This window comes from Streptomyces sp. NPDC023527, from assembly GCF_055560115.1.
Genome location: NZ_JBVHJJ010000005.1, coordinates 321858 through 343780, shown reverse-complemented (window position 1 = coordinate 343780; position 21923 = coordinate 321858). Strand labels below are relative to the sequence as shown.

At 73.2% G+C, this 21923-nt stretch carries 13 protein-coding genes; 7 read left to right on the top strand and 6 right to left on the bottom strand.

Translation table 11 applies throughout. The annotated features are described in order from the left end of the window. Nucleotides 1–6: 6 nt before the first annotated feature. Nucleotides 7–7524: an amino acid adenylation domain-containing protein gene (locus ACZ303_RS12590; RefSeq protein ID WP_467337985.1), complete on the bottom strand. Its 7518-nt coding sequence runs from the start codon at nt 7522–7524 to the stop codon at nt 7–9. A 562-nt stretch (nt 7525–8086) separates the two neighbouring features. Between ACZ303_RS12590 and ACZ303_RS12585 the strand changes: the two genes are divergently transcribed. After that, on the top strand, nt 8087–9265 hold the full coding sequence (locus ACZ303_RS12585) for a tryptophan dimethylallyltransferase family protein (protein ID WP_467337983.1): 1179 nt from the start codon (nt 8087–8089) through the stop codon (nt 9263–9265). On the opposite strand, the gene ACZ303_RS12580 is transcribed toward ACZ303_RS12585, so the two are convergent. The 3 genes from ACZ303_RS12580 to ACZ303_RS12570 all read right to left on the bottom strand — a co-directional run bounded on the left by ACZ303_RS12580 (nt 9262) and on the right by ACZ303_RS12570 (nt 12771). After that, complete coding sequence (locus ACZ303_RS12580) at nt 9262–10866, bottom strand: CocE/NonD family hydrolase (RefSeq protein ID WP_467338212.1); 1605 nt, start codon at nt 10864–10866, stop codon at nt 9262–9264. The genes ACZ303_RS12585 and ACZ303_RS12580 overlap by 4 nt on opposite strands. 184 nt (nt 10867–11050) lie before the next feature. Continuing rightward, the gene (locus ACZ303_RS12575; RefSeq protein WP_467337981.1) at nt 11051–12241 is read right to left on the bottom strand and encodes a globin domain-containing protein; all 1191 of its coding nucleotides are present in this window, start codon (nt 12239–12241) and stop codon (nt 11051–11053) included. An 86-nt stretch (nt 12242–12327) separates the two neighbouring features. Beyond that, nucleotides 12328–12771, bottom strand: coding sequence for an RrF2 family transcriptional regulator (locus ACZ303_RS12570; protein WP_467337979.1), 444 nt, complete (start codon nt 12769–12771; stop codon nt 12328–12330). A 191-nt stretch (nt 12772–12962) separates the two neighbouring features. Here ACZ303_RS12570 and ACZ303_RS12565 point away from each other — a divergent pair, with 191 nt between their 5' ends. The 3 genes from ACZ303_RS12565 to ACZ303_RS12555 all read left to right on the top strand — a co-directional run bounded on the left by ACZ303_RS12565 (nt 12963) and on the right by ACZ303_RS12555 (nt 16976). Beyond that, the gene (locus ACZ303_RS12565; protein WP_467337977.1) at nt 12963–13886 is read left to right on the top strand and encodes an SGNH/GDSL hydrolase family protein; all 924 of its coding nucleotides are present in this window, start codon (nt 12963–12965) and stop codon (nt 13884–13886) included. Nucleotides 13887–13989: 103 nt separating this feature from the next. Then, the gene (gene ggt, locus ACZ303_RS12560; RefSeq protein ID WP_467337975.1) at nt 13990–15849 is read left to right on the top strand and encodes a gamma-glutamyltransferase; all 1860 of its coding nucleotides are present in this window, start codon (nt 13990–13992) and stop codon (nt 15847–15849) included. A 146-nt stretch (nt 15850–15995) separates the two neighbouring features. After that, nucleotides 15996–16976: a ligand-gated ion channel gene (locus ACZ303_RS12555; RefSeq protein ID WP_467337973.1), complete on the top strand. Its 981-nt coding sequence runs from the start codon at nt 15996–15998 to the stop codon at nt 16974–16976. A gap of 16 nt (nt 16977–16992) precedes the next feature. Here the strand turns inward: ACZ303_RS12555 and ACZ303_RS12550 are convergent, their stop codons facing one another. Beyond that, nucleotides 16993–17544, bottom strand: coding sequence for an isochorismatase family protein (locus tag ACZ303_RS12550; protein WP_467337971.1), 552 nt, complete (start codon nt 17542–17544; stop codon nt 16993–16995). Between the two features lie 86 nt (nt 17545–17630). Then, nucleotides 17631–18128, bottom strand: coding sequence for a MarR family winged helix-turn-helix transcriptional regulator (locus tag ACZ303_RS12545; RefSeq protein WP_467337970.1), 498 nt, complete (start codon nt 18126–18128; stop codon nt 17631–17633). A 163-nt stretch (nt 18129–18291) separates the two neighbouring features. On the opposite strand from ACZ303_RS12545, the gene ACZ303_RS12540 reads away from it, so the two are divergent. From ACZ303_RS12540 to hydA, 3 genes are all read left to right on the top strand, one after another. After that, complete coding sequence (locus tag ACZ303_RS12540; protein WP_467337968.1) at nt 18292–19134, top strand: nitrilase-related carbon-nitrogen hydrolase; 843 nt, start codon at nt 18292–18294, stop codon at nt 19132–19134. A gap of 110 nt (nt 19135–19244) precedes the next feature. Then, nucleotides 19245–20519, top strand: coding sequence for an aspartate aminotransferase family protein (locus ACZ303_RS12535; protein WP_467338210.1), 1275 nt, complete (start codon nt 19245–19247; stop codon nt 20517–20519). Continuing rightward, the gene (hydA, locus tag ACZ303_RS12530; protein WP_467337966.1) at nt 20516–21916 is read left to right on the top strand and encodes a dihydropyrimidinase; all 1401 of its coding nucleotides are present in this window, start codon (nt 20516–20518) and stop codon (nt 21914–21916) included. The genes ACZ303_RS12535 and hydA overlap by 4 nt, the downstream gene beginning before the upstream one ends. Nucleotides 21917–21923: the final 7 nt, after the last annotated feature.

Below are 21923 nucleotides of genomic sequence, written 5' to 3'. Positions count from 1 at the left end.
CGTCGCTCAGCGCGGGGCGGGGGGCGGGAAGAAGCCCGCGGCGACGAAGTGGTCGGCGTAGGCGCGGATCAGCTCGCCGTCCAGCGGCGGGAACACCAGCCCCGAGTCCGCCAGTCCGGTGAGGGTGTTGGTCCGGTCGAGGTGGATCCGGCCCAGCCGGGCGAGTGCGGGCAGGGTGTCGGTCAGCAGCACGGCCGCGTCCAGCGTGCCCGCGTCCGTCTCCGCCCGCTCCCGCAGGGCGTGGGTCCAGTCGTCGAGGTCCATGGTGCCCAGGTGGTAGCCGTACGCCCGCAGATGGCCGAGGACGGTCTCGAAGGGCACGGGCGTCGGGCAGGTGAGGTGGTGGGTGAGTCCGAGGCCGGCCTCGCGCCGGGAGAGGTGGACGACGGCGGCCGCGACGTGGTCCACGGGCACCAGGTCGACCACGGGCACCAGGTCCTCGCCGGCGTCCGGGCGCGGCGCCGCCCCCAGGACGAGCATGGCGCGTACGAGCTGCCAGAACACGTCCCGGCTGGAGCCCGCCCCGCTGACGGTGTGCCCGCTCACCCGGCCGCAGCGGTGCACCGTGACCGGGAGGCCGCGCTCACCCGCCGACCGGACGAGCTGCTCGGCCACCCACTTGCTGGTCGTGTAGCCGCCCGGCATCACCGCGTCGGCGGGGACCCGGTGCGACTCCGGCACGGTGGTGAGGTGTTCCGCGGTCTCCCCGACGCCGACGGACACGGCGGCCGTGGAGATGTAGTGCACCGGCACCGCCTCGAAGCGGGCCGCGAGCCGCAGCACCTCCTGGGTCCCCGCCACGTTCGCCGCCCGCAGCCGGGCGTACGGATCGACGGCGCTGACGCGGGCGCCGTTGTGGTAGACGGCGTCGGCCAGGCGCGCCAGCTCGTCGAACCGCTCGGGCGCCAGGCCCAGCAGGGGCTTCTCCAGGTCACCGGGGACGGCGACGATCCGGCCGCGGGTGAACTCGTTCCACAGCCCGTACTCCGTCAGGCTCCGGCGGATCCGCAGCTCCGCCCGCGCGGTGTCCTCGGCGCGTACGAGGCAGTGGATGTCCGCGCTCGTGCGGTCGAGGAGCTCGCGCAGCAGGAAGGAGCCGAGGAAGCCGGTCGCGCCGGTGAGCAGGATGTTCTCGCGGCCGTGCGCGGCGGGCCGTTCGCGGCGCGGCCCGACGGTGATCCGCGGGTCCAGCACGGCCTCCGCCGCCAGCTCGGCGGGTGTCGGCTGCCGGTACACCACGGCACTCGGCTCCGGGCCCGCCGGAGAGGTGGCACCGTCGACGAACTCCAGCAGGGCGGTCACCGACTGCCGTTCGAAGAGCGTGCGCACCGGCAGGTCCACCCCGAGCCGGCGGCGCACCCCGCTGATCACACGGGTCACCAGCAGGGAGTGCCCGCCCAGGGCGAAGAAGCTGTCGTCGATGGTGACCTGGGGGACGCCCAGCACCTCGGCGAACAGCTCGCACAGGATGCTCTCGCGCGGGTTGCGCGGCGCCCGGCCCGCCGACAGCGCGCCGAAGTCGGGCTCCGGGAGCGCGGCCCGGTCGACCTTGCCGGACGCCGCGACCGGCAGGGCGTCCAGCACCAGCACCGCGGCCGGGACCATGTGGTCGGGCAGCAGACCGGCCACATGGGCGCGCAGCTCCGGACCCTCGGGCGCGGTCGCGCCGCCGGCGGGCACGGCGTACGCGGCGAGGTAGGTGGAGCCGCGCGCGTCCGTACGGGGCACGACGACCGCCTGGGCGACGCCCGGGTGGGTGCCGAGCGCGGCTTCGACCTCGCCCGGCTCCACCCGGAAGCCCCGGATCTTGACCTGCCCGTCGGCGCGGCCGATGAACTCCAGCTCCCCGTCGCCGTTCCAGCGGACCAGGTCACCGGTGCGGTACATCCGCGAGCCCGGCGCGCCGTACGGGTCGGCGACGAACCGCTCGGCGGTCAGCCCCGGCCGGCGCAGATAGCCGCGGGCCAGCCCGGCGCCGGAGACGTGCAGCTCCCCGGGGACACCGGGCGGCACCAGGCACAGGTCGCGGTCGAGGACGTAGGCGCGGGCGTTGACGGTGGGCCGGCCGATCGGCGGGGTGGCGCCGCCCGACAGCGGGGAGCTGAGCGTGGCGCACACCGTGGTCTCGGTCGGGCCGTAGCCGTTGAGGAAGCGCCGCCCGGCGGACCAGCGGCGCACCGTCTCCCCGGACGACGCCTCACCGGAGACGATCATCGAGGTGAGCGAGGGCAGCTGCCGCGGCTCCATCACCGTCAGCGCGGCCGGCGGCAGCGTCGCGTGGCTGACGCGGTGCCGCTCGACCAGCGCCGCCAGCTCCGGCCCGGGGGCCGCCGCCTCCGGCGGCGCCATCACCAGCGTCGCCCCCGTCAACAGCCCGCCGCACAGCTCCCACACCGCTCCGTCGAAGCTGTGCGAGGCGAACTGCAGGATCCGGCTCGACGCCGTCACCCCGAACCGCCGCCGCTGCGCCTCGACGACGCCGGCGACGCCGGAGTGGGTCACCACCACACCCTTGGGCCGGCCGGTGGAGCCGGAGGTGTAGATGACATACGCGGGGTGGTCGTACGTCAGCGGCCGGGCCCGCTCGGCGTCGGTGACGTCCGCCTCCCAGCACAGGCCCACCGCGCGCCGGGTCTCCTCCCGGTCCAGGACGACGCGGCGCGGCTGCGCGGCACCGGGGAGCGGCAGGGAGGTGGCGGAGTCCGTCAGGAGCAGGGCCGGGCGGGCGTCGTCGACCATGAACCGCAGGCGCGCCGCCGGATAGTCGGCGTCCAGCGGCACATACGCGCCGCCCGCCTTGAGCACCGCGAGGGTCGCGACGACCGACTCGACGGTGCGCGGCAGCGCGATCCCCACGAACCGCTCCGGGCCCACACCGCAGGCCAGCAGATACCGGGCGAGCCGGTTGGCCCGTATGTTCAGCTCCCGGTAGCTCAGCTTCCGTGCGGGCCCGGCGCCGCCGTCGTGGATCAGGGCGGTCGCGTCGGGCGTCCGCCGCACCTGGTCCTCGAACAGCTCCGGCAGGGTGCGGCACTCCGCCCGCTGGCCGCTGTCGCTGTGCGCCAGCAGCCGCTCGCGTTCGTCGGGCAGGACGACGTCGAGGCCGCCGAGCCGGCGCCCTGGGTCGGCGGTGACCGCGTCGAGCAGCCGCAGGAAGCGGTGTACGAGCCGCTCGACGGTGCTCCGGTCGAAGAGGTCGGTGCTGAACTCGGCCACGCCGTCCATGCCGTGCGGCCGCTGGTCGGCACCCTGCCGTTCCCGCAGGCTCAGCGAGAGGTCGAACCGGCACGCGCCGGTGGACACCGCCCGGTCCCGGGCGCTCAGGCCCGGCAGCTCCGGCGCGCCCTGCGGGGCGTTCTGGAGCGCCAGCATCACCTGGAACAGCGGGTGGTGGGCGAGGCCGCGCGCGGGGGCGAGGGCGTCGACGAGCCGCTCGAACGGCACGTCCTGGTGGGCGTACGCGGCCAGGTCGGTCTCCCGCACCCGCGCCAGCAGGTCACGGAAGGCGGGGTTGCCGGAGGTGTCCGTGCGCAGCACCAGCGTATTGACGAAGAAGCCGACCAGACCGTCCAGCGCGTGGTCGGTGCGGCCCGCGACCGGGGTGCCGATGGCGATGTCGGCGCCCGCGCCCAGCTTGGTCAGCAGGGCGGCCAGCGCGGCGTGCACCACCATGAACGGGCTCGCGCCCGACCGGGCGGCCAGGTCCGCGATCCGGCGGTGCAGATCGGCGTCGACGCTGAAGCGCAGGGTGTCGCCGCGGTGCGAGGCGACCTGCGGCCGGGGCCGGTCGACGGGCAGTTCGGCGCACTCGGGCAGCCCGGTCAGGGCGCCCGTCCAGTACGCGATCTGCCGTGCGGCCAGGCTGCCCGGGTCGTCCTCGTCGCCCAGCAGCCGGTGCTGCCAGAGGGTGTAGTCGGCGTACTGGACCGGCAGCGGCTCCGTCACGGGCGGGCCGCCGGCGCGGCGGGCGGCGTAGGCGGTGGCGAGATCCCGCCACAGCGGCGCCAGCGACCAGCCGTCGCAGGCGATGTGGTGGACGACCAGCGCCAGCACGTGCGCGCCGGGCCCGGTCGTGAACAGCCGGGCCCGCACCGGGATCTCCCGGGCGAGGTCGAAGGGGTGCCGGACCGCGGCGGCCACCGCCGCGTCCAGCTCCTGTGGCGCGACCTCGGTGACCTCCAGCGGCGGCCGGGCGGCGGCGCCGTCGAGGACGGCCTGCCGGGGCACCCCGGCCGTCTCGGGAAAGACCGTCCGCAGGCTCTCGTGCCGCTCAAGGACATCGGCCAGCGCCGCTTCGAGGGCCGCCCGGTCCAGCTCGCCGCGCAGGTCCAGCACCAGGGGGACGTTGTAGGCGGCGCCCGGCCCCTGGAGGTGTTCGAGGAACCACAGGCGGCGCTGGGCGAAGGACAGCGGCACCCGCTCGGGCCGGTCGGCGGGCACCAGCGGGGGCCGGTCACCGGCCGACGCCCGGCGCACGGCCTCGGCCAGACCGGCGACGGTGGGCGTCTCGAAGACGCTGCGCACGGGCAGCTCCAGGCCGAGGACCGAGCGCAGCCGGGTGGACAGGCGGGTCGCGGAGAGGGAGTGGCCGCCGAGGGTGAAGAAGCTGTCGTCGATGGTGACCCGGGAGACGCCCAGGATGTCGGCGAACAGCCCGCACAGCAGCTCTTCCATCGGGTCGCGCGGCGCCCGCCCGTCCTCGGCCGACCCGGTGCCGGGCTCGGGCAGCCGGCGCCGGTCCACCTTCCCGTTGGGCGTCAGCGGCAGCGCGTCCAGCACCACCGTCGCGGCGGGCACCAGGTATTCGGGCAGCCGCTCCCGCAGGAACGCGCGGACCGAGGAGACCAGCGCGCCGGTGTCCCGGGCCGTGGCGGGCGCGTTGACGAGCGAGGTGAGCGGTACCCCCGACGGCTGAGGCGCGCCGCCTCCCGGGGCGCCGGGGCGGCGGGCGGTCACCACGATGTCGAGGGCGTTCTCGACGCCGGCCGACCAGGTGGCCGAGGCCCGCAGGCCCAGGCTGTCGGCCAGCGTGTGGAACTCCTCCAGGCCGAGGGAGTCGGCGTCGTCCCGGCTGTCCAGGATCCGTATCCGGCCCGTACGCCGATCGCCGTCGCCCTCCAGCGCCCGCAGCGCCTCGGCCACGGGCGCCATCCGGCCGTCGGGCACGCCGGTCACCCGTAGGTCGGCGGCGCCCGCCGCGTCGAGGTGGGCGGCCAGCGACTCGGGGTCGGTGATGTCCCGACCCCACCTCAGCTCGCGTACGGGCAGGGAGGGCGTGGCCGGCGGGTCCGACGCCTTGCGCAGCACGGCGTCGTAGCGGTAGCGCGTGAGCTCGTTGACGTACCGGCCGCGCTTGACCCGCACCTCGCTGCCGCCGACGCCCGGGACGGTGTGCGCCAGCTCGGTGAAGAAGGCCGGGTCGACCAGCAGTTCCTTCTCCCGCACCATGCCGTGCTCGACGGCCGCGCGCACGGCGCCCGGGTCGGCCGGCAGGTCCGGGCGGCGCAGCTGGACATCGGTGTGGAAGCCGCGCAGCAGCCGCAGGTTGCGCACGTCGCCGACGAAGACCGCGCCACCGGGTACGAGCAGGTCGACGGCCTTGGTCAGGACGTCGGCGAGGTAGTGGGCGTCGGGGAAGTACTGGGTCACCGAGTTGATGACGACGGTGTCGAAGAAGCCGGTCGGCAGGGACTCGACGTCGTCGGCGGCGCCGGCGCGCAGCTCGACCCGGCCGGCCAGGGCGGGGTCCTGGCCCACCAGGGTGCGCAGCGCCTCGATGACCTGCCCGGAGAGGTCGGTGCCCCAGTAGGCGTCGCAGTGCGGTGCCAGCTTGGACATCAGCAGGCCGGTGCCGACGCCGATCTCCAGGACGCGGCGCGGGCGCAGTTCGCGGATCCGCTCCACGGTGGCGTCCCGCCACTCGCGCATCTGCTCCGGTGGGATGGGCCGGCCGTCGTAGCTGCTGTTCCAGCCGGAGAAGTCCTCGCCGAAGCGGGTCCGCGCGACGTCGCTGTAGAGGGAGTCGTAGATCTCCCGCCACTCGCCGACGGAGTCCGCCCGCTCCGGGCCGTGCTCGGTGGTGGTCTCCTCGGCGGGCACGACGTAGCCGACGAGCCGCTTCTGGCCGGGCCGGTCCTCGCGGACCACGACGGCGGCCTGGGCGACGCCGGGGTGCCCGGCGAGGACGGCCTCGACCTCGCCCGGCTCCACCCGGAAGCCGCGGATCTTCACCTGGTCGTCGCTGCGTCCGACGAACTCCAGCAGCCCGTCGGGGCCCTGGCGTACCAGGTCGCCGGTGCGGAACAGGCGCGCGCCCGGTTCGCCCAGCGGGTCGGCGACGAACCGCTCGGCCGTCAGGGCCGGGCGGTTCCAGTAGCCGCGGGCGACCCCCGAGCCGCCGACGTAGAGCTCGCCGACCTCGCCCGGCTCCACGGGCCGCAGCTCGGGGTCGAGGACCTCGGTGCGCATCCCGGCCATGGCGGCGCCGATGGGCACCACCGTGCCCAGCACCCCGGCGTCGGCCACCCGGTGGCAGGTGGCGAAGGTGGTCGTCTCCGTCGGCCCGTAGCCGTTGACGACCGCCGTGTCCGGGCAGGCGCGCAGGACCCGTCGTACGGCGGCGGGGGAGACCGCGTCGCCGCCGGTCCACACCTCGCGCACGCCGAGGAAGCAGCGCGGGTCCTCCTCCGCCAGCACCGAGAACAGCCCGGCCGTCACCCACAGCCCGGTGATCCCCGCGTCCGTGACCGCGGCCGATATGCCGCGCGCGTCGAGCTCCCCCGGGGGCGCGACGACGACCGCCCCGCCGCAGAGCAGGGGCACCCACAGCTCGTAGGTCGAGGCGTCGAAGGCGTGCGGCGAGTGCAGCAGGACGCGCCCGTGGGCGCCGCCGTGCCAGGCCCGGTCGCGGGCCAGGCCGACCACGTTCTCGTGGGTGACCGCGACGCCCTTGGGCGTGCCGGTGGAGCCGGACGTGAACATCACATACGCCAACTGCCGGGGCTCCGCCGGGAAGAGGGAACCGCTGAGGTCCTCGTACGCGTCCGGCGCGGCGCTCCCGTCCAGGGTCACCGGCAGCGTCCGCAGCCCCGCGCCGATCTCCGCGCCCGGCCGGGGGCCGGCCGTCAGGAGTACCCGCGCACCGGTCTGCTCCAGGATCCACTCCAGCCGCGAGGCCGGCTGCCGGGGGTCCAGCGGCACATAGCAGCCACCGGACTTCACGATCGCGAGGAGGGAGACGACGAGCTCGGCGGAGCGCTCCATCAGCACCGCCACGGTGGCGCCGGGACGCACCCCCTCCGCGGTCAGCCTGCGCGCCAGATTCCCCGCGCGCGCGTCGAGTTCGCGATAGGTCAGGGTCGTGTCACCGCTGATCAGCGCGGTGCTGTCGGGCGTGAGCGCCGCCTGTCGGGCGAACGCCTCCGGGAGCGTGGCGGGCGGTGTGCCGCCCTCGGGCGGAGCGGTGGCGAAGGGGGGAGCGCCGGCGGTGGAGGGGGGTCGGGCGGAGTGGTGCTGTGCGGACACGCGTCAACAACTCCTCTGCGCGGGCTTCCCGGAGCACGGCGGCGCCGACGCTCCGGTTGGCCGCATGTGGACAGGGCACACACCCATTCGCCCGGTGCGCGCACCAGCGAACGATGTGTAGCGATCATGTCGCAGCACGTCGTGATGCGGACCACCGCGATGGAGGATTCCGGCCGATCTCGTTCATCCTCTGATCGGATGAGCTGCAACCGCGGGTAATACCCAGGTGCGAACCGTGCGCGGTATGCCTCGGGGTGCGGCGATTTCCTGTTCAACTACCGTGCGGCGGGGCCTGGTTGAGCGGCCGCCTCTACGCCCGCGGCGCCGCATATTGGCTGGAACATACGCCCGATAAGGGGCTCCCGGGCAATTGCCGGGCAAAGCGCTGACAGGGCCTGCTCCCCGATGGCAGGATCGCGCTCGTTTTTGCCTTCGGTACGCACCGTTTCGCTTCGGAAGGCGCCCTCGGACGTCACGAGTACGCACGTCCCGCACGTCCCGCGCACCCCGCACGTCGCCACGCATGTTCGTCACGCATGTTCGTCACGCACAGGGAGACACGATGGATGCCGTAGACCTCGACGCCGGCGCCCCGGGCGCCTTCACGCCGGAATCGGGCGTCGTCGCCGAAATGGTCGGCCGACCGCTGCGCTTCGAGTCCACGCGCTATCGCCCGGCCGACACCTACGCCGAAGTCGCCTGCGACCGCGTGTGGCGGGCGTACCGGAGCCTCGGACTCACCGGCGAGAGCCGTGAGTCGATCCTCGCCCTGCTGCGCGACCTGACCGAGCCCTGGGGCCGGTCCCCGGTCGGCACGCCGCCCGAGCGCGCCTGCTGGGTGTCCATCGACGGGATGCCCTTCGAGCCCTCCATCGCCTGGGCGGACGGCGAGGCCGGCGTCCGGCTCTCCATCGAGTCCCCGGGCGACGGCACCGCGCTGTCGCGGATGCGGGACGGCATGGCCCTCAGCCGCCGGCTGGCCGGCCGCCCCGGCGTCTCGGTCGACCGCCTGCTGGAGATCGAGGACCTCTTCACGGACGACGACCCGCAGGGGTACTTCACCATGGCCCACGCGGTGGCCTGGAGCCCGGGCGGCCACCCGCAGTACAAGATCTTCCTCAACCCCGCGGTCGCCGGCCGCGAACTCGCCGCCGCCCGGACCGAGGAGGCCATGGTCCGCCTCGGCCTGGAACGCCCCTGGCGCGCCCTCGCCGACCACCTCGGCGGCACCTTCGGCCCGGCGCACGAGCCCGTCGCCGTGGCCCTGGACCTCGTCGGCGGCGACGACTTCCGCGCGCAGGTGTATCTGGCGCACTCCGGGGTGTCCGCCGAGGACATCGACGCCAAGGCGGCCGTCGCCCGCGACCACGTCCCGGGGCTCTTCGCGCGCGCCCTGCGGGAGATCAACGGCCCCGACGACGCCCCCGCCTGGAAGCGCAAGCCTCCGGTCACCACGTTCACCCTCGATACCCGGCACGACCTGCCGAGCGCCGCCGCGTACATTCCGCTGATCCCGGTCCACGACCACGACGCGGCGGCCCGGGACCGGGTGGCGGCCTTCCTGCGCGCGGAGGGCGTGGCGGCGGCCGAGTCGTACGTCGCCGTCCTCGACGCCCTCGCCGACCGCCCCCTGTCCGAGTCCCTGACCCAGAACTTCATGTCCTACCGGGGCGGCGCCTGCCCGCGCTTCTCGGTCTACCTGGCTCCGGGCACGTACCGCGCGGCGGACGTCACCGGCTAGTCGCGCACGGGCACCGACAGGGTCGACGGGTCGCTCTCCGGCGAGGAGAGCGTCAGCCGGGCGCCGGCCGGGTTGTGCTCGATGTAGAGCGGGTCCACGGTGTCGACCACGAGCGCGAGCCGGTGCCCGGCCGGGACGTCGTAGGCGGTGGAGAGCAGCGACAGGTCGACACCGAACGCCCGGCCCGGCTCCTTGCCGTGGAAGGTGTACGGGGCGTGGCTGACCAGCTTGCCCACGCCGAGCGGGCCCACGTCGTAGAGGTACGCGATGGCCGTGCCGCTTTCCTTGTCGCTGGTCAGCGTGGTGTGCAGCGTCGCGCTGCCGCGGACCCGCTGCGCGGCCGGATACGGCCCGGACTGCCACACCGCGGCGAAGGCGCGCGGCAGCAGCGGCACCGAGACCATCGGCGGCAGCTTCAGGAACTGGTCCAGGGCGTTGGTGAGCAGCACGGTGCCGCCGTTGGCGCCCGAGTCGACATCGGCGCGGATGGTGCGCGTGCCGTCCAGGGGCAGGGTGCGCCGCGTCCGGTCCACGGCCGCCCAGCTGGGGTAGGACTCGTAGCCGCTGTCCGTGCGCGACTTCAGCTGTACGGGCTGCTCGCGGTCGATGCCGTTGGCGGCGCCCTTGAGGTGGTGGTCGAACCAGCGGTGGGTGTTGGCCCAGAGGTCGTTGGGCAGGCCGAGCAGCCCGGTGCCCTCGGCGGTGGCGTGGTCGCCGGGCCGCAGCTCCAGGCGCTTGGGACCCTTGAGCCGTTCGTAGAACTTCGCGTACTGGTCCGGTGGGAAGAGCGTGTCGCCCCAGGCGTTGCCCAGCATGATCGCCGCGCCGTTGGCGTTGATGTCGTCGAGGTAGGTGGCGGGGGAGCGCTTGGCGCCCCACTCCAGCATGTTCTTCTCCCTCGCCAGGTCGGAGCCCAGGAAGTCCTTGAGGATCCCCTGGAGTTCCTCGCCCGGCCGACCGGTCAGCTTGCCCAGGCCGCCGAGCAGTTCGGCCGCCTGGCGGTGCTGGGTGCGCCCGCCGTAGATGGACTCGGCGAGGTCGGCCCAGCCGCTCATCGCGACGACCGCCTTGATCCGCTTGTCGAACCCGGCGGACAGCAGGCTGATGCCGGCCCCGTACGAGACGCCCGCCATGCCGATCCGCCGCGGGTCGGCGGGGGTGTTGGCGAGCGCCCAGTCGATGACCTCGGAGCTGTCGGCGATGTCCGGTGCCCCGGCCGTCTCGATCTTCCCGCCGGAGAGCCAGAAGCCGCGCGCGGTGTAACTGACCACGACATAGCCGGTGTCGGCGAGCTTCTTGGCCTGGGCGACGTACTCCAGCTGCGGCATGGCCCAGCTGGTGGGCAGCACGATCAGGGGGTGGCGGCGGGAACCGCCGGAGTCCCCCGGGGCGAAGACGTTGGCCTTGAGGGTGATGCCGCCGGACCCGGGGATGTCGACGAATCTCACACCCGCGCCGGCCGCCCGCGCGGCCTCGGGCCCGCGCTCCGCCGCCTGCGCGACGGGCGCGGTCCCGAGGGCGGTGCCGGCGAGCAGGGCGGCGGAGGCGGCGCCGACGGCCGAGGCGCGCAGGGCCCTCCGGGCCTTCCACGGGTGTCGCACGGTCAGTGGGTGTCGCACGGTCACTCCTGACGTCGGTGCCGCGGGGGTGACGAAAGGGGGGTGCGGCACGGCCGGTGCAAAGTGACCCGACGGTAACCTCAGTTGCTTACCGGGGGTAATGACCTGACGAGTTACGCGTGGGTAACGATTGACTTCTTGTCAGGAACGCGGGTGCCGGAGGGTGTCAGGACTCCGCCCCCAGCCACAGGTCGGGGCCGAAGACCTCGTAGTGGATGTCGGCGGCCGCCACGCCCGCCGTGAGGAGCTGGGCGCGCACCGAGCGCATGAAGGGCAGCGGGCCGCACAGATAGGCGGTGGTGCCGGCCGGGATGTCGATGCGGGTGAGGTCGGCGAGGCCGGTGCGGTCGGCGGGGTGGTCGTCCTCGGGGTGCTCGTACCAGACGTGTGCGGATGCGTCCGGCAGCTTGGCCACCAGCTGGGCGAGGTCCGTGCGGAAGGCGTGGGTGGACTCGGCGCGGTCGGCGTGGACGGCGATCACGCGGCGCCGCGCGCCGGTGGCCGCGAGGTGCCCGAGCATCCCGATCATCGGGGTGCAGCCGATGCCGGCGGAGGCGAGCAGGACGGGCGAGTCGCCCTCTTGGAGGGCGACGTCCCCGAACGGCGCCCCGACCAGCAGGGTGTCGCCGATCGAGACGTGGTCGTGGAGGTGGTTCGAGACCTCGCCGGCCGGGTCGCCGGCGAGCCGCTTGACGGAGAACTGGAGGGCGCCGTCGGGGCGGCCGGAGAGGCTGTACTGGCGGATCTGCCGTGCGCCGTCGGGGAGTTCCACCTGGACGGAGACGTACTGGCCGGGGCGGGCGGCCGGCAGCGGGCGCCCGTCGACGGGCTGGACGAGGAAGGTGGCCACGTCCGCGGTCTCCCGCAGCCGGCCCACTACGCGGTAAGGGGAAAGCGTGTCGCCGGGCGCGGTGCCGGCCTCCTCGTACAGCCGGGCCTCGATGGCGATGAGGGCGTTGGCCATCAGCCAGTAGACCTCGTCCCAGGCCGCGGCGACCTCGGCGGTGACCGCGTCGCCCAGTACCTCGGCGATGGCGGCGAAGAGGTGCTGCTGGACCAGGGGGTACGACTCGGGTGCGATGCCGAGCGAGGCGTGCTTGTGGGCGATGCGCGTGAGCATCGCGTCGGGGCGGACGTCCGGGTGCTCGACCAGCGCGGTGGCGAAGGCCGCTATGGCGCCGGCGAGGGCCTGGCGCTGGCTGCCGTTGGCCTGGTTGCCGCGGTTGAAGAGGTCGCGCAGCAGCTCGGGGTGGTCGGCGAAGAGCTTGTCGTAGAAGAGCGGGGTGATCTCGCCGATGGCGCCGCCGACCGCGGGGAGGGTGGCACGGACGATCTCGGTCGACTTCGGGGACAGCATCGGCGGCTCCTGACGTTCGGGCTGAAATTTGCATCTCAGAGTCGTATTCAAGGGTGTGCGAAAACAAGCGGACGGAAGGGGGTCTGTCATGTCGGCGGGCCGCTGCCCAGCGTCAGCAGGAGGGGGCCGGTCGGCCGGGCGGTAAGGTCCTCGATGGTGATCGGATCGAGCGCGGCGTAGAACGCCTCCTGGGCCGCGCGCAGCGCGCCCCGCAGCCGGCACGCGCCGCGCAGCGGACACGCCGGCTCGTCCTCGCAGCCGACGACGTCTCCGGTGCCCTCCAGCTCGCGCACCAGGTGCCCGACCGAGCCCGTACGCCCGGCGGCGGTGAGCGTGAGCCCGCCGCCCCGGCCCCGGCGGGCCTCCACGACCCCCAGGTGCTGAAGCCTGCTGACCACCTTGGCGGCGTGCGTGTACGGTACGCCGACGGCGCCGGCCACCTCGCGGGTGGTCGGCGCGTCCTGCTCGCCCGTCACCGCCAGGCGCATGGCCATGCGCAGCGCGATGTCGGTGCTCTTGGTCAGTCGCACGGTCCGACTGTAGACCTTCGCCGCGGTTAATTGGTATCCAGGACTCCAAATATGGCTGTGATCTTCACAGCGTCGCAGGTCAGCGGATTGACAGGCGATCACCGCGAAGCGAGTCTGTGCCTCGCATTGATTGTTGATCTCTGCATCTCTCGATCTTCATCTCTTGATCCTCGAATCGTGATCCTCGAATCGTGATCCTCGAAACACCGGAGGCAGTAGTGGCACAGGTGCACAGACGCGGCGGGCAGTACGGGAAGGCTGTGGCGGTGCTCGGCGCGGCCGCGGCCCTGGCCGCCGGCGCCGCCCCCGCGACGGCCGCCGGGGCCTCGGAGGCGACCACCGCCGGACAGCGCTACGTCGCCCTCGGCGACTCCTACACCTCCGCACCCGGAGTCCCCGAGCAGAGCGGCGGCGACTGCGCCCGCTCCAGCGTCAACTACCCCGCGCTCACCGCCAAGGCGCTGCACATCTCCTCCTTCAAGGACGTCAGCTGCAGCGGCGCGAAGACCGACGACATGTGGCGCGCGCAGGGCGACAACCCGCCCCAGCTCAACTCCCTCGGCACCGCCACCCGGATTGTCACCGTCGGCATCGGCGGCAACGACATCGGCTTCGGCGACATCATCGGCACCTGCGCCCAGCTGTCCGCCTCGGACCCGGCCGGCGACCCCTGCCGCGAGAAGTACAACGCCGGTGGCACCGACGAGCTGACCGCCCGCATCACCGACACCGCGCCCAAGATCGCCAAGGTGCTGCGGGACGTGCACCGGCGCGCCCCGCACGCCCGCGTCGTCCTCGTCGGCTATCCCGCGATCATGCCGGACAGCGGCACCGGCTGCTTCCCGTCCGTGCCGATCGCCGCGGGCGACGTCCCCTACCTCCGGGACACCGAGAAGCGCCTCAACGCCATGCTCAAGGGCGAGGCCCGCAAGGCCGGCGTCCGCTACGCCGACACCTATACCCCCACCGTCGGCCACGACGTCTGCACGCCCACCGCGGACCGCTGGGTCGAGGGCGTGCGGCCGGAGAGCCCGGCAGCGCCCTTCCACCCCAACGCCAAGGGCGAGTCGGCCATGGCGGGCGCGGTGCTCGGCGCCCTCGGCCGGGTGCGCTGATCCGCCGGTGAGCTGACCCGCGCGGTGCCGTCGCGCGGCACCCTGTCCTCCACCACGGCCGCCGAGTAGGCTCCGGGCCCCGCTCGCCCGCATGGAGGTAAGGATGGCCCGCGCCAGAACGACCGCACGACGGCACCCGCGACATCTGCCCGCACTCGGCGCGACGGCCGCGCTGATCGCCGGACTGGGCATGGCACCGGCCGCCGCCAGCGGCCCGGACGACTCGGCGGGCACGGCCGCCCGTACGCCCGCCAAGTCACCCGTCGCCGTCGGCTACGGCGGCGCGGTCGCCAGCGTCGACGCCGACGCCTCGGCCGCCGGCATCGAGGTGCTCCGCAAGGGCGGCAACGCCGTGGACGCGGCCGTCGCCACCGCCGCCGCCCTCGGCGTCACCGAGCCCTACTCCGCCGGTGTCGGCGGCGGCGGCTACTTCGTCCACTACGACGCCAAGAGCCACCGCGTCTCCACCATCGACGGCCGCGAGACGGCCCCCCGCAGCGCCAGCAAGGACCTCTTCCTGGAGAAGGGGCGGCAGATCCCCTTCGACGACGCCGTCACCAGCGGCCTGAGCGTCGGCACCCCCGGCACGCCCGCCACCTGGGACGCGGCCCTGAACGCCTGGGGCAGCCGGTCGCTGGCGCAGGTCCTGCGGCCCGCCGAACGCCTCGCGCGCTCCGGCTTCACCGTCGACGCCACCTTCCGGCAGCAGACCGCCGACAACGAGCGGCGGTTCAAGGACTTCCCGGCCTCCGCGAAGCTCTTCCTGCCGGGCGGCCGGCCCCCGGCCGTCGGCAGCACCTTCAAGAACCCCGACCTGGCCCGCACCTACGCCCTGCTGGCCCGGCGCGGCACCGACGTCCTCTACCACGGGGAGCTGGGCAGCGACGTCGTACGGACCGTCCGCAAGCCCCCCGTCGACCCGGCGTCGCGCCGCGTGGCACGCCCCGGCGACCTGACGGCCCGGGACCTGGGCGCTTACACGGTCAGGAAGCAGGCCCCGACCCGTACGTCCTACCGCGGCCTGGACGTCTACGGCATGGCCCCGTCGTCCTCCGGGGGGACGACGGTCGCCGAGGCGCTCAACATCCTGGAGAACAAGGGCGATCTCACCAAGCCGGACGAGACGACCTATCTGCACCGCTACATCGAGGCCAGCCGGGTCGCGTTCGCCGACCGCAACCGCTGGGTGGGCGACCCCACGCGGGAGAACGTGCCCACCAAGGCGCTCACCTCGCAGCGGTTCGCCGACGCGCGCGCCTGCCTGATCAAGGACAGGTCCGTCCTCACCAGCCCGGTCGCGCCCGGTGACCCGCGCCACCCGGCGCGCTGCGGCACGCACGGCAAGGCCGCCCCCACCCCGTACGAGGGGGAGAACACCACCCACCTGACGGTCGCCGACAAGTGGGGCAACGTCGTCGCCTACACCCTCACCATCGAGCAGACCGGCGGCAGCGGCATCACCGTGCCCGGCCGCGGCTTCCTGCTCAACAACGAGCTCACGGACTTCTCCTTCGTGCCGGTGAGCCCCGGCGTCCACGACCCCAACCTGCCCGGGCCGGGCAAGCGCCCCCGCTCCTCGATGTCGCCGACGATCGTCCTCGAACACGGGCGGCCCGCCTTCGCGCTCGGCTCGCCCGGCGGCGCCACGATCATCACCACCACGCTCCAGTCCCTGCTGAACCACGTCGACCGCCGGATGCCGCTCGTCGACGCGATCGCCGCGCCGCGCGCCAGCCAGCGCAACTCCGCGACGACCGAGCTGGAACCGGGCCTGTGGAACAGTCCCACGCGGGGCCGGCTGGAAGCCCTCGGCCATGTCTTCAAGCAGGTGCCGGAGATCGGCGCGGCCACCGGCGTGCAGCGGCTGCCCGACGGCCGGTGGGTCGCCGCCGCCGAGAAGAAGCGGCGCGGCGGCGGCTCGGCGATGGTGGTGCGCCCGAGCGGGCGGCCGCCCGTGCGCTGAGCGCGTGCTCTCACGCTCCGTCCCCCACATGGGTGTATCGGCGCCTGATCCCGGTTCGGCCGGCGCGCGCCGGGTGACGCTCCTGGCATATGGCCGGGACGGGTGGGGGACGGATCGGCCGGGGTCTCCCGGCTCTGCTGACGCTGGTGTCCGGCGTGTTCGCGGTGTGGCTGCTGACGGCCCCCGCCGCGAACGCGGCGCCGGCCCCCACCTGCCGGGTCGGCACGTATCTCAGCGATCTGTACGACCTCGACCCCGCCGAGCACACCTTCGCCGCCCGGCTGACGCTGTGGAGCGTGTGCCCCACGCGCGACCTCGACCCCCTGCCCACGGCGTCCTTCGGCAATTCCAACGACCCGGACGTGGGCGAGCCGACGCTGACGCGCGAGGAGGACCGGTTCCGGGATGTGACGGTGGTCCAAGGGGAGTTCCGGCAGAACTGGGACGTCCGGGCCTTTCCCTTCGACCGGCACCGGATCGAGATCATGGTCAACTCACCGCGCACTGTCGACGCGTTCCGGTTCACCCCCGACAACGAGAACTCCGCCGCGAACAGGGCGATCGCGCCACCCGGCTGGCGCCTGTCCGGCTTCCGGCTGACCGAGGTCGCCCGGCACTATCCGACGAACTTCGGTGATCCCACGCTCCCCAAGGGGGCGGGCACCACCCACAGCCGGCTGCTCATCCAGATGGACCTGCGGCGCAGCGACCCCACCATCTTCTGGAAGCTGACGGGACCGCTCTATCTGATGGTGCTCATCGCCACCGCCACCTTCCTGCTTCCCTCGCACAGCGAGGAACTGGGCATGGCCGAGCGACTGGACACGCTGCAGAGCCGGCTCGGCCTGCTGGGCGGCGGGCTGTTCGTCGTGATGCTGAATCTCCAGCAGGTGAACACCCTGATCAACAGCACGAACGGGCTGACACTCGTCGACTGGCTGCACCTGCTCACGCTGGTGTACGCCCTGCTGGCGGTGGTCGCCACGGTGCTGTGCTGGCGCTGGACGGTGCACGGCGGCGACCCCGCCCGGGCGGAGCGGTTCCACCACCGCGCCGCCCTGCTGGGGCTGTTGGGGTACGTGCTGGTCGCGGGCGCGATGGTGGCGTACGCGGCGTTTACGGGTTAGCCGTACGGCGGGCCGGTCAGCCGAGGAGCTCGAGCACGTCCTCCGTCGTGCCGGTCTCCGCCAGGCGCGGGAAGACCTTCTCGACGCTGTTGCGGTGGACGTCGCCGTCCATGTCGGTGACGGCGTCGGTCACGACCGTCACGTGATAGCCGTGCTCATGGGCGGCGCGGGCGGTGGATTCCACACCCATGCTCGTCGCGATGCCCGCGAGCACGATCTGGGTGACGCCGCGGCGGCGCAGCTGGAGGTCGAGGTCGGTGCCGAAGAAGGCGCCCCAGCTGTGCTTGGTGACGACGATGTCGGTGTCCTGGCGGTCGAGTTCGGGTGCGAGGTCCGCGAAGTCGGCCGGCGGCCGCCCGGAACGGGCGGGGGCCTCGGCGCGGCCGGGGGCGGCGCCCACCACGCGTACGAGCACCACCGGCAGCCCGCGCTCGCGGAAGGCGGCGGCCAGCCGGGCGCCGCGCTCCAGGATCTCGCCGGTGGGGTGGACGGTGGGCAGGGCGAGGATGCCCTTCTGGAGGTCGATGAGGACGAGTGCGGTGTTCGGGTCGAGGGTGGTGGCGGGCATGGTCTCGTGGCTCCTTGGGGTGGTCTGTTGTCGTGGCGGGCGCGCGGTCGGTGGCGGTGCGGGCGCTCACGTACCCTGCGGGCTCTTCACCCAGCCACCAGGCGTTTGAGCAGCTCGGTGGCGTCGGCGAGGGTGCGCTGTTCGTCGGGGGTGAGCCGGTGGGCGATGGCGTCGACCAGCCAGGTGTGCTTGGAGTGGCGTACGGACGCGATGGCCTCCCGCCCCCGGTCGGTGAGGGAGACGATCACCTGTCGGCCGTCGGTGGGGTGGGGCGAGCGGGCGACCAGCCCCAGGTCCTCCAGCACGCCGACGATCACCCGCATGGACTGCGGTCGGACGAGCTCCGCGCGGGCCAGGGCGGCGGTGGTGGCCGGACCATCGGTGTCCAGGCGGCTCAGGAGCGCGCGCTGGGAGGGGGTGAGGGAGCCCTGCGGCGAGGCCGTGCGCAGGCGCCGCATGAGGTGGGAGACGGTGGCGGCCAGGTCGGCGGCGACGCGTTCCTGGGTGGTGGCGGGGCCGGGGGTGAGGCTCGTCGTGGGTCTGTCGGCGGGGCCCGTCGCGGGTCCCGGGTCCTTGTCGGGCATGGTGACACCGTAGAAAAAGGCAGGGAAACTTGCAAGTTTTTCTTACTGGTTATCCACAGGGGGAGCGATGGTCTTGCCACAGAGCGTGACGGGTCATACGGTCGCAACCACACGTGGATCTACGCGTGTCAGCCTGGCTGACGCCCCGGCAAAGGAGCAGCTCATGGCCAATGTTGTGCGCGCCGCACTGGTTCAGGCGACCTGGACCGGCGACACCGAGTCGATGATCGCCAAGCATGAGGAGCACGCCCGCGCGGCCGCCGCGCAGGGCGCGAAGGTGATCGGGTTCCAGGAAGTCTTCAACGCCCCCTACTTCTGTCAGGTGCAGGAGAGCGAGCACTATCGCTGGGCCGAGCCGGTCCCCGACGGGCCCACGGTCCGCCGGATGCGCGACCTCGCCCGGGAGACCGGCATGGTGATCGTCGTGCCCGTCTTCGAGATCGAGGACTCCGGCTTCTACTACAACACCGCCGCCGTCATCGACTCCGACGGCAGCTATCTGGGGAAGTACCGCAAGCACCACATCCCCCAGGTCAAGGGCTTCTGGGAGAAGTACTACTTCAAACCCGGCAACCTCGGCTGGCCCGTGTTCGACACGGCCGTCGGCAAGGTCGGCGTCTATATCTGCTACGACCGCCACTTCCCCGAGGGCTGGCGCCAACTGGGCCTGAACGGCGCCCAGATCGTCTACAACCCCTCCGCCACCTCGCGCGGCCTGTCCGCCCACCTGTGGCAGCTGGAGCAGCCCGCCGCGGCCGTCGCCAATGAGTACTTCATCGCCGCGATCAACCGCGTGGGCCAGGAGGAGTACGGCGACAACGACTTCTACGGCACGTCGTATTTCGTCGACCCGCGCGGCCAGTTCGTCGGCGGCACCGCCAGCGACACCAAGGAGGAGCTGATCGTCCGCGATCTCGACCTCGGCCTCATCGACGAGGTGCGTCAGCAATGGGCGTTCTACCGCGACCGCAGGCCCGACGCGTACGACGGACTGGTCACGCCATGAGCCCCGCGGCCGGTGCCGGCGGCTCGCCCCCTTCCGGTGCCGGGGGACCCTCCGGGGCTTCCCCCGCCACCACGCCCGCCGCCCACCTCCACGCCCGGCACCGCGCCGTGATGCCCGAGTGGCTCGGCCTGTACTACCGCGAACCGCTGGAGCTCACGCACGGCGAGGGCCGCCATGTCTGGGGCGCCGACGGCAGGCGCTACCTCGACTTCTTCGGCGGCATCCTCACCACCATGACCGCGCACGCCCTCCCCGAGGTCACCAAGGCCGTCGGCGAGCAGGCCGGGCGCATCCTGCACACCTCCACCCTCTATCTCGACCGGCACATGGTCGAGCTGGCCGAGCGCGTGGCCGCCCTCTCCGGCATCCCCGACGCCCGCGTCTTCTTCACCTCCTCCGGCACCGAGGCCAATGACGCGGCCCTCCTGCTCGCCACCACCTACCGCCGTTCCAACCAGATCCTGGCGATGCGCAACAGCTACCACGGCCGTTCCTTCTCATCGATCGCCATCACCGGCAACGCCGCCTGGTCGCCCACCAGCCTCTCCCCGCTCCAGACCCTGTATGTGCACGGCGGGATCCGCTCCCGGGGCCCCTATGCCTCGCTGAGCGACGACCGTTTCATCGAGGCGTGCGTCGAGGACCTGCGGGACATCCTCGGCCAGACGCACGGCAATGTGGCCGCGCTCATCGCCGAACCCGTCCAGGGCGTCGGCGGGTTCACCGCACCGCCCGACGGGCTGTACGCAGCCTTCCGCGAGGTCCTCGCGAGCCGCGGCATCCTGTGGATCTCCGACGAGGTGCAGACCGGCTGGGGCCGCACCGGCGACCACTTCTGGGGCTGGCAGGCACACGCCGCGAGCGGCCCGCCCGACCTGCTCACCTTCGCCAAGGGCATCGGCAACGGCATGTCCATCGGCGGCGTCGTCGCCCGCGCCGAGGTCATGAACTGCCTGGGCGCCAACTCCATCTCGACGTTCGGCGGCAGCCCCGTCACCATGGCCGCCGGCCTCGCCAACCTCACCTACCTGCTGGAACACGACCTCCAGGGCAACGCCCGCCGCGTCGGCGGCCTCCTCATCGAGCGGCTCCGGGCCATCACCGCCGCCCTCCCGGTGGTCCGCGAAGTGCGCGGCCGCGGCCTGATGATCGGCCTCGAACTGGTCGAGCACGACGGGTCGCCCTCGCCGCACGCCGCCGCCCTCGCCCTCGAACACGCCCGGGACCGGGGCCTGCTGATCGGCAAGGGCGGCCGCGAGGCCAACGTCCTGCGGATCGCCCCGCCCCTCTCCCTGACCGTGGCCGAAGCCGAGGAGGGCGCGGCCGCCCTGGAAGAAGCCCTGCGCCGGACGCAGGACACCATCGCCGGAAAGGAGCGGCCATGACCACCACGGTCATCCGCGGCGGCCTCGTCATCACCGCCGCGGAGGAGATCCCCGCGGACGTCCTCGTCGAGAACGGCAAGGTCGCCGCCCTCGCCGCCCCGGACAGCGACTGCGCCCGGGGCTGGACCGCCGACCGTACGCTCGACGCCACGGGGAAGTACGTCATCCCCGGCGGGGTCGACGCCCATACCCATTTCGAACTGCCCTTCGGCGGCACGGCCTCCTCCGACACCTTCGAGACGGGCACCCGGGCCGCCGCCTGGGGCGGCACCACGACCGTCGTCGACTTCGCGGTCCAGTCACGCGGGAAGGCGTTGCGCGAAGGGCTCGACACCTGGCACGCCAAGGCCCAGGGCACCTGCGCCATCGACTACGCCTTCCACATGATCCTCTCCGATGTGAACGAGAGTTCCCTGAAGGAGATGGACCTGCTGGTGGGGGAGGGCGTGACGTCCTTCAAGCTGTTCATGGCCTATCCCGGCGTCTTCTACAGCGACGACGGCCAGATCCTGCGGGCCATGCAGCGCGCCGCCGGCAACGGCGGCCTGATCATGATGCACGCCGAGAACGGCATCGCCATCGACGTCCTCGTCGAACAGGCCCTCGCCGCCGGCCGCACCGACCCCCGCTACCACGGAGAGGTCCGCAAGGCGCTGCTGGAGGCCGAGGCCACCCACCGCGCCATCGCCCTCGCCCGCGTCGCCGGCAGCCCCCTGTACGTGGTGCACGTCTCCGCCGAGGAAGCCGTCGCCGAGCTGGTCCAGGCCCGCGACAGGGGACTCCCGGTCTTCGGCGAGACCTGCCCGCAGTACCTCTTCCTGTCCACCGACAACCTCGCCGAGCCCGGCTTCGAGGGCGCGAAATACGTCTGCTCCACGCCGCTGCGCCCCCGCGAGCACCAGGCGGCCCTCTGGCGCGGGCTGCGCACCGACGACCTCCAGGTCGTCTCCACCGACCACTGCCCCTTCTGCTTCTCCGGCCAGAAGGAGCTCGGCCGCGGCGACTTCTCCAAGATCCCCAACGGCCTGCCCGGCGTCGAGAACCGCATGGACCTCCTCCATCAGGCCGTCGTCGACGGGCACATCACCCGCCGCCGCTGGATCGAGATCGCCTGCGCCGCCCCCGCCCGGATGTTCGGCCTCGCCCCGCACAAGGGCACCATCACCCCCGGCGGCGACGCCGACATCGTCATCTACGACCCGCACGCCGAGCAGACCCTCTCCGCCGCGACCCACCACATGAACGTCGACTATTCGGCCTACGAGGGCAGGCGGGTCACCGGCCGGGTCGAGACCGTCCTCTCCCGCGGCGAGACCGTCATCGAGCGCGGGCGCTTCACCGGCCGTGCCGGGCACGGCCGTTACGTCCCCCGCGCCACCTGCCAGTACCTCGTGTAAGGAGCAC